Below are 12,017 nucleotides of genomic sequence, written 5' to 3'. Positions count from 1 at the left end.
TAGCTGATTTTAATTTCTTGTTTTTTAGTAAAGTTTCGTTGGGCAAACCGCTATAGCCTTTATCTCCATAGAGCCTGCTTCCTGCTTTTAGCGATACTTTATCCAATAATATAGGTAAATGGGCACCATCATGACTAGATGCTTTTGTAGTACTGACTGACAGAACTAAACCTTCTTTACTTTCTACAAGGACATGTCGTTTATACCCATAGTAAAGATTATGACCTTTTTTGGTCCAACTAGCTTCTGGATCTACCCCTTTTTGATAACTATGAGATACCGATATAGTACCATCCTCACGCAAATCATAGCTCTTTTTACCTTTGGGACGTCTAGGAGTAGGGGTGATAGAGGCGTCAATAACTGCACCATGCTGCACCAGAACACCATGGTTAGATAATTGATCATTTATGATTTTTAACAATCTATCTAAAGCTTTTTTTTCTGTAAGCGCAGTCCTAAATCTGCTTAATACACTATGATCTGGAACAGAATTATCCATGGAAATACCACAAAACCTGCTAAAAGTAATACGATCATTTACTTCTTCTTCGACTTGGTAATCGCTCAGTCCATACCACTGCTCAAGCAATAGCATTTTAAACAAAAGAAGGGGACTATAAGCAGGCTTGCCTGATAAGCGTAAACCTTTAGGATAATACATACGCAGTTCTTTTTCTACTAATGACCAGTTAATCAAATTATTGATTTGATCAAAAAACGTATGCTTGCATTTACGCCGACTAGCTGATATATCTGATAAACTTAACTGACCACTTACTTTTATTGACATAACAATATCATAAATTTTTTACTACACAACCTAAACAATAATTACAAGTTAAGCTTTTAATAAAATTAACAATTACTTTTTTATCCTAAAATCTAAAAACCTATTGCAATGGCCTCATTATACAAGTCAATGTTTTAACCTTAAAGGTAAGATCATAAAAATTAAATAATACATAGCAACAGCAACCATAGAGGAACTTTCTTGTATAAATTTAGAAATTACTCTATTTTTGGCTGCTTAAAGCTTGGTTTACAAGCTACCAACGCTGCTTAAATTTAATTTATTTTTTACTTTTTATATTATGTATTGGACACTTGAACTTGTATCCCATTTAGAAGATGCGCCTTGGCCAGCCACTAAGGATGAATTAATAGACTATGCCAAACGGTCAGGCGCTCCTTTTGAAGTTATTAGAAATTTAGAAGAATTGGATGACGACGATTATCCATATACATCTATTGAAGAAATATGGCCCGATTATCCAACAGGTGATGATTTCATTTTTAATGAAGATGAATATTGATCGATGGTAAGTAAAATCGCAAAATAACTTAAAAATCCAAGTTATTTATTTGATTTACAGTTAAATAAATAAGTTTTTACTGGTTTTTATTATCAAACCAGTAATTTAATCTGGTTTATCTTACCGCTTTTACATGATTGTGGTCATCATTTCTAGGTAATAAGGTGTTATGCTTTATCATAACACCTTAGCCTAGCTATGATTTATATCGACCATTCATACATATAGGACAATAATAGTTTAAATGGGTTGTATCGATGGGCAAAAAATATAGAGATCAATATATACGTTTAACGGTTAGATTGGTACTTGCTTTTTGTATACCATATAAGGTACAGGCCAGTGATTCTACCGCTGTTTCTTATACCCTTAGAACCATAAATATCTCATCTACAGGTGCTATAGACCCAATAAGTGTTAAACCATATCCTTGCTTACGTTTGGTTAAATGGCTGACGCCTACCACTGATGTTTCATTAATTTATAGCGCGATTAACTTGGAATCAGGCGCAATTTTTGATCGAAAAATGGTATTATCTATCAAAAAGCGGTTAATGGAATTGCCTTACTTTTCAACTGTATCTATTATCCGTAAAGTGGTTGATTCAAATGGAAATAGCCCTTTATCGGACCTAATGATACAAACCAAGGATCGATTTCCTATAACCTTTGGTTTCAGCCTAGATGAGGGGCCGTTGCTGACCATAACGCATCATAATGCATGGGGCTATGGCCATGGCTTTACCCAAGAGTTTTTCCTAAAAAAGAGATGGGGATACGGCTGCATGTATGAACTGCCTAAGCTCCATGGAAATTATTTTTTCGGAGGTCAATGTTACAATCAGATAGAGGATACGTATGAATTTAATCATAAAAATCTATGGATTGGTAAGTTATGGGCTATACCAGCAAAGAGATCTTCTTTGCCTTACTATTGGATCACTGGACTAAGTGGCTATGTAAAAGAATTTAGCGCATCTCCACCCGTTTCGGATAGGCCCCATAGTCCTTACCATAGTTATAGACTGATTTTGGGTAAAGTAGGTTGGGTAGCGGATGGTTACACCACTATAAGAGGGGTGTACAAACTGAATGCGTTGGAAAGGCTACCCAATGGTGGGTCTATAGAAGTGCTATATGGCTACCAAAATGGCGCATACAACAACAGACATTATATAGCCATCAATGGTATTAAAAATATTGCCCATCCTACCTTTAAATATTTGCATGTAAGCTTTGAGTCAGGCGCTTTTGTATATAAAAAAAGATTAGAAGAAGCAATACTGAAACTTGCATTGGCCTATTTAGGTCCGCCCATACGAACCTGTAATGGGATGCGTCAATCTATAGCCATAAACTATATAATAGGTTACCGTATGCCTCAAGAACGTGCACTAGGCATCCGGATCCGTGATCCTGAATCATTGGCACCACTTGACCAATATAACCGTTTGCAACAACCTATTTATGGACGGCTTAATGTGCAGTTACAGAGCACCTTGCATCAGCCAATCGTTATACAAACCATCCGTTTGGTTTGTCTTGGCTTTACCCATTTTATTGGGCTATACAATCAAAGCAATCAGCTATTGAACCAGACTTGGGTAGACAGGTATGGCGTAGGGGTACAATTGGAACATGTCCGTATGTCATGGCCCACACTAGCATGTACAATAGGATACAGCCCTTTGTTAGAGAAGGTCGTACCATCGGTTCAGCTTTCTATTGGTCACTTTAAAAATAAAACAATGCCCAAACCTACATTGATTGCCTATAGTTAATGGCTATAATTTTGGTTCTGTCGCGTTTTGTTGACTACTGCATAATGATATTTCATTAATGTTTTTTTAACAGAATTATCGATTTTTTCTTTTATTTGTTGTAATCTGTTTAAATTTTCTTGTAACAAATTTAATGTTTCTTGTAAATTTATTATTTCTTTTTCTCTATTTTTAATTTCTTGCAATTGTGTTAATTTATTTTGTAAAGCTAATATTTTTTTTTGTTGTTCGTCTATAGTTTTATTTATTTGTATTAATTCGTTTAATTTTTCATTTTTTTCTTCGTAAGAAAGTTTAGTATTAAGATCAAGTTTAATATAATAAATTTTTTTATCTATTTTTTTTGTGTTGGTTCTTGATTGATCAGTTTTTTTATAATCAACTTCTGAGTGATTAACAATAGGGGAATTATTTGAAATAGGTTGAACAATTGCTACCGGCTTAGGTGTAGTAGGAGTAGGAGTAGGACTAAAAGTGTTTTTTTCTTGTACTGGTTTTGGATTGTTTGCTTTATTATCAGCAAGTCTAGGAATATAAGTTGATTTGTTTGTTTTTTCTGTGTTAGTTCTTGGTTGATTATATTTTTTTGAATGATTATCCATATTTCTATCTATAGAAGTAGTAGGAATAGAGGTATTATTTTCTTTTAATGGTGCTGCGTTTCTTTTTTCTTTATTATCAGTAAGCGTAGTATGGGTTTGTTGCACTGTTTTGTTGTCGGTATCTATTGATTGCTTAAGGTATTTATAAGAATTTTCTGACGGATTATCAATTTTTGTATTTTTCCAAGTATACTTATTGATACGCGGTTTTGCTTGGTTGATTGGTCTATTATTGGGAAGCGAATGGCACATTTTTGCACTAAATAAAATATAAGCTGCTACAAAAATCATGTTTAAACTTAATTGTTTTTTCATAATAGATTTAATTTTAAAGGTTATGTTATAGGTCATATCTATAATGAATAGAGGTGCGCTAGCTTATACAACTAATAAAGACTAAGCCATCAGATCCTCGTATCCTTTGTAGTCTTAGTTGTTTGTTTAATCCTAGTTCTTTTATTTCTTTGGAAGAACCTAGGTTTTTCTACGCACTTTCTTTTGATTTTCTATTATTTGAATGATTAAGTTTATGTGGGGGAGTGGTGTATGGAAACCGCTAGATGTGGATACTATAGCGTCGTATAGGAAGGTTTTTACGTTGTTTTTCATTGCTTTAATCTATGTTTGGTGGTTTATTTCCTTAACGTAAAGTACAAGTCTATGAGTCAACATTATTTTTATGCTTATTGGAGCTAAAGCCATCTTACTTAAGAGCAAAGGAGTAAATTTAAGTATTTTTTTGATATGATCCAAATATGTATCTTGATCTATACTTGCTTTTATAGCAAAAAGTGTGTACCTGCTTGATGTGTAGCAGAAGGAGTAGGGTTAGCTATATGATAGGATTAGGTCAAATAAAATTTGACTTGCTCTACCATGGATTGTCCACTATAATTTTAGGGCTTTGTGGGCGGAAACTTTTGTCTTTATTGGATTTGTTTTAGAAGGCTTCAAAATAGTTTCTTAACGATAGGAAAGCAAGGCTTTAAAAAACAGCGGTTTTGGAAGAGGTTATGATAGCTATTTATTGTGATAGAATTTAGCCTTAAGGGATAAGCTAAAACAATTTCGGGGTTACGTTTTTTTAATATTCAATGCGTTTTTTAAGGTATGCGTATATAATCTTCACTACTTTATAACCAAACAATATATCTATATTTTGCTTGTTAATTAAAAAATTATCGGGAATTTAATTTCCGATAATTTTTAGGGAGGCTTTTTTAATATAAAAGAAACTTATTTTTTATTACAGCTTTGAAAAAGAAAAATGGGCCAAAAATTCATAAGTCTATGAACTTTTGGCTTTTTGGAAAAGACTAATTTATTTTTAGTAAGCTTTTTTTCGTTCGTATAATCTTTCTTTTATCTTTTTTATTTCACTGGTGCCCCTTTATCTCCTTGTTTTCCTTGTTTTCCTTTATCTCCTTGTTCTCCTTTATCTCCTTGTTCTCCTTTATCTCCTTGTTTTCCTTGTTTTCCTTTATCTCCTTGTTCTCCTTTATCTCCTTGTTCTCCTTTATCTCCTTGTTCTCCTTGTTCTCCTTTATCTCCTTGTTCTCCTTTATCTCCTTTATCTCCTTGTTCTCCTTTATCTCCTTGTTCTCCTTGTTCTCCTTTATCTCCTTTATCTCCTTGTTCTCCTTTATCTCCTTGTTCTCCTTTATCTCCTTGTTCTCCTTTATCTCCTTGTTCTCCTTTATCTCCTGGTGCGCCCTGTGGTCCTGGTGCGCCCTGTGGTCCTGGTGCGCCCTGTGGTCCTGGTGCGCCCTGTGGTCCTGGTGCGCCCTGTGGTCCTGGTGCGCCCTGTGGTCCTGGTGCGCCCTGTGGTCCTGGTGCGCCCTGTGGTCCTGGTGCGCCCTGTGGTCCTGGTGCGCCCTGTGGTCCTTGCGGCTCTCGTTGTTCGTTTAGTCCTAGTTCTTTTGCTTCTTTTGAAGCGTTTAGGGTTTTAGATGTATCTTGTTTCGATTTTGCACTTCGAGAATCTCTAAGTTTATTTGGAGGGGTCGGTTTATCAAAACAGCTAGATGTGGTTAAAGATAGTATAGAGCCGTATAGGAAAGTTTTTATGTTATTTTTCATAGGTGTTTATATGTTTAAGCGCCTAATTTACTTAGCTGTGAAAGTACAGCTGTATAATTAAAAGCATTACATATACAATATTTTAAAATATTGTATACTTTATTTGCAGTCTTTTTCCAGAAAGCAATACTAAGCATTTTTCTAATAAAATCCAAATATTTACTTTTATTTATGTTAATTTTAATTTTAATGAGACAGGTGGTATATCTCGTTAGTGTAGCTAGAAGGAGTAGTTTTAGCCATATGGTAGAGTAACGTAAATTACAATTGTGTGCCTTTACTTTGTTTTAGGAATATTATAAAAATTTTGTTTGCGAATTAAAAACCTATTCGAAAATAGAATTTCCGAATAGGTTTTAGGGGTGTTTTTATTATAAACGAATAATTGTTGTATTATATTTTTCTAAAAAGTATAAAGAAACTTTATCGCTCTAGTCTAGATTGATGTTGTTATTTGTATCGTCTACTTTCTGTGTATCGTCTACTTTCTGTGTATCGTCTACTTTCTGTGTATCGTCTACTTTCTGTGTATCGTCTACTTTCTGTGTATCGTCTACTTTCTGTGTATCATCTACTTTCTGTGTATCATCTACTTTTTCTGTATTGTCTACTTTTTCTGTATCGTTTTGCTTGGGCTTAGTCTTACTTATTGCTTCTGCTCCTGCTGGTACTGTTTCTGCTGCTCCTTTATCTTCTGCTCCTTTATCTCCTTTATTTCCTGTATTTCCTGTATCTCCTGGTACTGTTGGTGCTGTTGGTGCTGTTTCTGCTCCTGTTGCTCCTGTTGCTCCTGTTGGTGCTGTTGGTACTTCGTTTGCTCCTTTTGCTTCTGCTTCGGTTCCTTTTGGAGTATCTAAATTTTTAGATGTGCCTTTGTTTGATTTTGTATGATCTGAATGAGACCGTTGCGATAGATAGTTATTGTAATTTTTGATAAGGTTGTAGTTGTATTTTTAGTAGTTTTTATGTTAAGGATGCATAAATTTAGTTATTTAGTGATTTTCAAGTTAATCTTTGTATATTTTAGATATACCATCCCCCTAAAAACCCTTTAAAATGATATTTGGAGCTCTATATAAATTATAGGCTATAGATTCCATAACATGTTGCGTATGCGTTTGATCAAGGCCTATATACCTAGTCCCTCCACTACGGAACCACCTCTTAATACTTCCAAATACCCTTTCTACTTTATAGCGCGTCTTAGATACCAATTTATTAAACCGTTTAGCAGCAGGTGATAAAGGATGATTTCTACTACCTTTCTTTTGAATAGCTGATTTTAATTTCTTGTCTTTTAGTAAAGTTTCGTTGGGCAAACCGCTATAGCCTTTATCTCCATAGAGCCTGCTTCCTGCTTTTAGCGATACTTTATCCAATAATATAGGTAAATGGGCACCATCATGACTAGATGCTTTTGTAGTACTGACTGACAGAACTAAACCTTCTTTACTTTCTACAAGGACATGTCGTTTATACCCATAGTAAAGATTATGGCCTTTTTTGGTCCAACTAGCTTCTGGATCTACCCCTTTTTGGTAACTCTGGGATACCGATATAGTACCATCCTCATGTAAATCATAGCTCTTTTTACCTTTGGGACATCTAGGAGTAGGGGTGATAGAGGCGTCAACAACTGCACCATGCTGAACCAATACACCATGGTTAGATAGTTGATCATTTATAATTTTTAACAATCTATCTAAAGCTTTTTTTTCTGTAAGCGCAGTCCTAAATCTGCTTAATACACTATGATCTGGAACAGAATTATCCATCGATATACCACAAAATCTGCTAAAAGTAATACGATCATTTACTTCTTCTTCGACTTGGTAATCGCTCAGTCCATACCACTGCTCAAGCAATAGCATTTTAAACAAAAGAAGCGGGCTATAAGCAGGCTTGCCTGATAAACGTAAACCTTTAGGATAATACATACGCAGTTCTTTTTCTACTAATGACCAGTTAATCAAATTATTGATTTGATCAAAAAACGTATGCTTGCATTTACGCCGACTAGCTGATATATCTGATAAACTTAACTGACCACTTACTTTTATTGACATAATAATATCATAAAATTTTTATTACAAAACCTAAACAATAAATACAAGTTAAGCTTTTAATAAAATTAACAATTACTTTCTTATCCTAAAATCTAAAAACCTATTGCAACGGTCTCAAATTTTTACCTGTTTTTTTGATGCAATCAAAAATAAAGAAGCGATCATTTTTTGGTTACAAGTAGTCTATGGCTTCTTTTTTTAAGCTTCTGCCAATGCTTCTGCGCCACTGGTGATTTCTGCTAGTGCGTTTGTGATCAAGGCTTGTCTGGTTCTATTGTAGCTGATGCGAAGTGTTTTTAAAAGGTCGTCTGCGTTGTCGGTGGCTTGGCTCATCGTAACCATTCTTGCGGCATGCTCACTGGCACTGGATTCAATCAGCATATGCATGATTTTGTGTTTAAGCAGTTCGGGGATAAGCTGTGCGATAAATAGCGCTTGGGAAGGTTCATAGATATATTGGCGTGGCTCGAGGACAGGTTCTTTATACCTGGCTTCTATATTAGGTAAAAACGGTAAAAAGGGTACCATAGTTACTTCTTGTTTGCCAGAATTTTTAAAAGCAGTATAGACCAATATAACTTCACTATAGCTGTTTTGCTCAAAGGCTTTTATACAATAGGCAGTCAGCTCAGCACTGGCTTGATCATGCGGTTTTGCTAAAAGATCAACATAGTCTTCTATAATGGGTATATTGGACTTTTTAAAAAACTGAAGGGCTTTTTTCCCAATGGTCAATACGGCTACAGGGATAGAGGGGGCTTGTTGGCGTTTTGTAATGTGTGCATATGCTGCTCTGAGTACATTTTTGTTAAATGCACCACACAATCCTCTATTGGAGGCAACTACTACCAATAATAGCCCTTTCCCTATCTTTTTTTGGGTCAAAGGGTGGAGTGGATGGGTTTCATCTCTATTTTGTAGTGCAGCATGCAACAGTGTATTGTGGTGGCTGGTATAGACTTTTAAAGGCAATAGTACCTGCTGAATCTTATGCAATTTCGAAGCAGATACCATTTTCATCGCCTTAGTGATTTGTTGGGTAAAGGCGATCAGATCGATGCGGTCTACTACTTCTTTAAGATGTGCCATAGTAATCGGATTGCTTTGCGCTTAATCTATTTAATCTGGAAACGTACTGGCATTGCCCTTGTTTTATTTTAACCACTGTATTTTGTTACAAGAGGCGTTGCTGCTGCTACCAGTACTTCGGATATTTCTGTATCCCACTTTCCTGCTGTAATGGTGGCAAGCATAGCAGGATGTTGGCTGCGCAATAGGGCTAAAAACTCTTTTTCAAATGGTTTGACCTGATCTAATGGAACAGTATCCAAATACCCATTCATAGCTATATATAGAATCGCCACTTGCGCTTCTATCGGCATAGGCGTATGCAAATTTTGCTTAAGCAATTCTTGGTTTTTACGACCTCTGTCAATGGCTTTTTTGGTAGTGGGATCTAAATCGGCGCTAAATTTTGAAAAAGCTTCCAACTCAGCAAATTGTGCTTGGTCCAATTTTAAGGTAGCGGCCACTTTTTTAATGGCTTTGATTTGTGCCGCACCACCAATGCGGGATACAGAAATGCCCACGTTAATGGCGGGCTTGATGCCTGCATTGAATAAATTCATTTCTAAAAATATTTGCCCGTCCGTAATGGAAATTACGTTGGTGGGAATATAAGCCGATACGTCACCCATTTGGGTCTCTATAATGGGCAATGCGGTAAGTGATCCGCCGCCTTTTATTTTTCCTACTAAACCATCAGGAATCCCTTCCATAGAGGCAGCCATTGTATCGTTGGCAATAATCCTTGCCGATCGTTCTAGTAAACGGGCATGTACGTAAAAAATATCACCAGGAAAAGCTTCCCGGCCCGGTGGTCTTCTTAATAGTAGGGATAATTCTCTATAGGCAACAGCTTGTTTGGAAAGGTCATCATAGATAATCAGTGCATCTCTGCCTGTATCTCTAAAAAATTCACCAATGGCTGCGCCTGCAAAGGGGGCAAAAGATTGCATAGGCGCGGAAGCAGAAGAAGGGGCTGCTACGATGGTGGTATAGGCCATGGCACCATGTCGGGTTAAGGTGTCTACTACATTGGCTATGGCCGATGCTTTTTGACCAATGGCTACATAAATACAATAAATAGGCTTCCCTTGCTCAAATAAACTACGTTGATGGATAATGGTGTCTAGGGCAATCGAGGTCTTACCAGATTGCCTGTCTCCAATAATAAGTTCTCTTTGTCCTTTGCCAATTGGAATCATTGCATCAATGGCTTTTAGCCCTGTTTGGAGGGGGGCATCTACGGGCTGACGGTAGATTACACCAGGACCGTTCCGTTCTAGCGCCATTTCAAAAGTTTCCCCAACAATAGGACCCTTGCCATCTATCGGTAGGCCAAGGGTATCTACCACACGACCTAGTAATCCTTCCCCTACTTGAATGGAGGCGACATTTTTGGTCCGGGTGACTACATCCCCCTCTTTGATGGAATGGGCCTCTCCTAAAATAACGGCACCTACCATATGCTCTTCTAAGTTTAAGGCCAATCCTTTGGATCCATTGGAAAAAGCCAGCAACTCTCCTGCTTGTGCATGTAAAAGACCGTAGATACGTACTACGCCATCACCAGATTGAACGACGATACCTGTTTCTGCTAGTTCAGCTTCTGTTTTAAAATTGGCTAGTTGTGTTTTGAGTATTGCAGTAACCGCATCTGTATTGATTTGTGCCATTGGTTCAATGATATAATTTTGTCTGCTCCATAGAGTAGATAAAGATGTAACTAGGCCTCTCTAATCTATATACTATAAATATAATGTGCTATCCCAAACGCTTTTGTAGGGTATGTAGCGCGTGCTGTATGCTTCTGTCTAATTTTAATGTACCCATTTGAAGAATGTAGCCTCCAATAATAGAGGGATCAATGTGTTGTTGCATTATTACTTCTTTACAGGATACCCATTTTTTTACCTCTTCTGCCAATTGTTTGATCAAAGCTTTTGGTAAGGCAGTGGCAGTGGTTAAAAGGGCAGATTGAATGCCCATATGGCTACGGTAGGCTACCCCAAAAGCAGTTGAAATTTCTTTTAATAAACCAATTTGATTTTGATCAATGATTATTTCAATAAACCTCCATACCATAGGGATAAGGGGGTGCGTACAAATTTTTTCAAGTAGTTTTCGTTTCCCAGAACGGTGTATAGTAGGATTATTGAGTAACCCATCTAATAGAGGATAGTCCTTAAACTGATTTTGCAAAAAAGAAAGATCATTATGTATACTGGTGAGTAGATTCTCTTGAATGGCTTGGGCTAAAAGTAGGTTAGCATATCGCGCTGCTATTTTCTTTTTTTTTAACATAGATTAGATCAGGGTTTGTATGCATGAACCACTTCGTTTGCCATGAGCCGTTCTATGAGCGCCCATTGGGATGGATCTTGACTCAATTCTTTTACCAATAATTTTTCAGCAATTTGAACGACTAGTGCGCCAACATTGGCTTTAACCGTTTCAAGTGCACGTTCTTCTTCTCTACTTATGGCTATTTTAGCTTCTGCTAATAAACGTTCTTTTACCACTAAGGCTTCTTGATGTGCTTGGTCAATAATGGTCTGTTGGGCAACCAGCGCTTCAGCAATAATACGTGCCCGTTCTAGACGGGTTTCTTCCATAAGTTTGGCTCGGTCATCTTCTAGTTGCTTGATTAATACTTTTGCCTCAGTGATTTTATATACCGCCTGGGCCACTGCATCTTCTCGTGTTTTTAAAATTTCTAAAATAGGCCTCCAGGCAAATTTAGATAATACCAAAAGGACAACTAAAAAGGTTATGGTTTGCCAAAATATAATACCAAAATCTGGCGTTATTAAAGTCATAAAAGCTATAGTTGTAAAAAAATAGACTAGCCAAGTTGACTAAAACCATACTATTTGGTAGCGATCAAAAGACAAATTAGTACGCCAAATAGGGCAACTCCTTCAATAAGTGCACAAGCAATGATCATCGCAGTTTGAATTTTTCCGCTGGTCTCTGGCTGTCTGGCTATAGCTTCCATCGCAGCGGCTCCAATTTTACCAATCCCAATGCCTGCACCTAAGGCAATAATACCTGCACCAATACCCGCACTAAATAAATCTAATAGAACCAACATAAAAAATTTTGTTTAAT

At 36.6% G+C, this 12,017-nt stretch carries 12 protein-coding genes; 3 read left to right on the top strand and 9 right to left on the bottom strand.

Going from position 1 to position 12,017, the window contains the following annotated elements:
• A partial coding sequence (locus tag ACRRVB_RS02240; RefSeq protein WP_432466358.1) for an IS5 family transposase occupies window positions 1-793 on the bottom strand: 793 nt, incomplete at its 3' end.
• A gap of 301 nt (window positions 794-1,094) precedes the next feature.
• Here ACRRVB_RS02240 and ACRRVB_RS02235 point away from each other — a divergent pair.
• A complete protein-coding gene (locus ACRRVB_RS02235) occupies window positions 1,095-1,316 on the top strand; it encodes a DUF2795 domain-containing protein (protein WP_034576849.1) in 222 nt (73 codons plus the stop codon).
• A 257-nt stretch (window positions 1,317-1,573) separates the two neighbouring features.
• Window positions 1,574-3,097 carry a BamA/TamA family outer membrane protein gene (locus tag ACRRVB_RS02230; RefSeq protein ID WP_432466357.1) on the top strand — a complete coding sequence of 508 codons (1,524 nt, stop codon included), beginning with the start codon at window positions 1,574-1,576 and terminating at the stop codon, window positions 3,095-3,097.
• Here ACRRVB_RS02230 and ACRRVB_RS02225 read toward each other — a convergent pair.
• Both ACRRVB_RS02225 and ACRRVB_RS02220 read right to left on the bottom strand, forming a co-directional pair.
• Window positions 3,094-4,014 (bottom strand): hypothetical protein, encoded by a 921-nt coding sequence (locus tag ACRRVB_RS02225; RefSeq protein ID WP_432466356.1) that lies wholly within the window; start codon window positions 4,012-4,014, stop codon window positions 3,094-3,096. The two genes, ACRRVB_RS02230 and ACRRVB_RS02225, sit on opposite strands and share 4 nt — an antisense overlap.
• A gap of 1,056 nt (window positions 4,015-5,070) precedes the next feature.
• Entirely contained in the window at window positions 5,071-5,778 is a 708-nt protein-coding gene (locus tag ACRRVB_RS02220) for a collagen-like domain-containing protein (protein WP_432466355.1), read from the bottom strand.
• A gap of 444 nt (window positions 5,779-6,222) precedes the next feature.
• On the opposite strand from ACRRVB_RS02220, the gene ACRRVB_RS02215 reads away from it, so the two are divergent.
• Window positions 6,223-6,669: a hypothetical protein gene (locus ACRRVB_RS02215; RefSeq protein WP_432466354.1), complete on the top strand. Its 447-nt coding sequence runs from the start codon at window positions 6,223-6,225 to the stop codon at window positions 6,667-6,669.
• Between the two features lie 149 nt (window positions 6,670-6,818).
• On the opposite strand, the gene ACRRVB_RS02210 is transcribed toward ACRRVB_RS02215, so the two are convergent.
• The 6 genes from ACRRVB_RS02210 to atpE form a co-directional block, all read right to left on the bottom strand.
• Window positions 6,819-7,844, bottom strand: a complete 1,026-nt coding sequence (locus tag ACRRVB_RS02210) for an IS5 family transposase (protein ID WP_432466353.1) — start codon at window positions 7,842-7,844, stop codon at window positions 6,819-6,821.
• Between the two features lie 198 nt (window positions 7,845-8,042).
• Window positions 8,043-8,933, bottom strand: coding sequence for an ATP synthase F1 subunit gamma (gene atpG / locus ACRRVB_RS02205; RefSeq protein WP_432466352.1), 891 nt, complete (start codon window positions 8,931-8,933; stop codon window positions 8,043-8,045).
• Between the two features lie 68 nt (window positions 8,934-9,001).
• Window positions 9,002-10,582, bottom strand: a complete 1,581-nt coding sequence (atpA, locus tag ACRRVB_RS02200) for a F0F1 ATP synthase subunit alpha (protein ID WP_432466351.1) — start codon at window positions 10,580-10,582, stop codon at window positions 9,002-9,004.
• 88 nt (window positions 10,583-10,670) lie between these two features.
• Window positions 10,671-11,210, bottom strand: coding sequence for an ATP synthase F1 subunit delta (atpH, locus tag ACRRVB_RS02195; RefSeq protein WP_432466350.1), 540 nt, complete (start codon window positions 11,208-11,210; stop codon window positions 10,671-10,673).
• 8 nt (window positions 11,211-11,218) lie between these two features.
• Window positions 11,219-11,725 carry a F0F1 ATP synthase subunit B gene (gene atpF, locus ACRRVB_RS02190; protein ID WP_432466349.1) on the bottom strand — a complete coding sequence of 169 codons (507 nt, stop codon included), beginning with the start codon at window positions 11,723-11,725 and terminating at the stop codon, window positions 11,219-11,221.
• A 50-nt stretch (window positions 11,726-11,775) separates the two neighbouring features.
• Window positions 11,776-12,000, bottom strand: coding sequence for an ATP synthase F0 subunit C (atpE, locus tag ACRRVB_RS02185; protein ID WP_432466348.1), 225 nt, complete (start codon window positions 11,998-12,000; stop codon window positions 11,776-11,778).
• Between the last annotated feature and the right edge of the window lie 17 nt (window positions 12,001-12,017).

It is taken from the genome of Candidatus Cardinium hertigii (genome assembly GCF_050864855.1).
Classification (GTDB): Bacteria; Bacteroidota; Bacteroidia; order Cytophagales; family Amoebophilaceae; genus Cardinium; species Cardinium hertigii_C.
This window is presented reverse-complemented; position numbering and strand designations above follow the sequence as displayed.

Excerpts from the sequence above, each read along its gene's own strand:
- ACRRVB_RS02235 (WP_034576849.1), top strand. The coding sequence starts at position 1,095 with ATGTATTGGACACTTGAACTTGTATCCCATTTAGAAGATGCGCCTTGG.
- ACRRVB_RS02230 (WP_432466357.1), top strand. The coding sequence starts at position 1,574 with ATGGGCAAAAAATATAGAGATCAATATATACGTTTAACGGTTAGATTG.
- ACRRVB_RS02225 (WP_432466356.1), bottom strand. The coding sequence starts at position 4,014 with ATGAAAAAACAATTAAGTTTAAACATGATTTTTGTAGCAGCTTATATT.
- ACRRVB_RS02220 (WP_432466355.1), bottom strand. The coding sequence starts at position 5,778 with ATGAAAAATAACATAAAAACTTTCCTATACGGCTCTATACTATCTTTA.
- ACRRVB_RS02215 (WP_432466354.1), top strand. The coding sequence starts at position 6,223 with ATGTTGTTATTTGTATCGTCTACTTTCTGTGTATCGTCTACTTTCTGT.
- ACRRVB_RS02210 (WP_432466353.1), bottom strand. The coding sequence starts at position 7,844 with ATGTCAATAAAAGTAAGTGGTCAGTTAAGTTTATCAGATATATCAGCT.
- atpG (WP_432466352.1), bottom strand. The coding sequence starts at position 8,933 with ATGGCACATCTTAAAGAAGTAGTAGACCGCATCGATCTGATCGCCTTT.
- atpA (WP_432466351.1), bottom strand. The coding sequence starts at position 10,582 with ATGGCACAAATCAATACAGATGCGGTTACTGCAATACTCAAAACACAA.
- atpH (WP_432466350.1), bottom strand. The coding sequence starts at position 11,210 with ATGTTAAAAAAAAAGAAAATAGCAGCGCGATATGCTAACCTACTTTTA.
- atpF (WP_432466349.1), bottom strand. The coding sequence starts at position 11,725 with ATGACTTTAATAACGCCAGATTTTGGTATTATATTTTGGCAAACCATA.
- atpE (WP_432466348.1), bottom strand. The coding sequence starts at position 12,000 with ATGTTGGTTCTATTAGATTTATTTAGTGCGGGTATTGGTGCAGGTATT.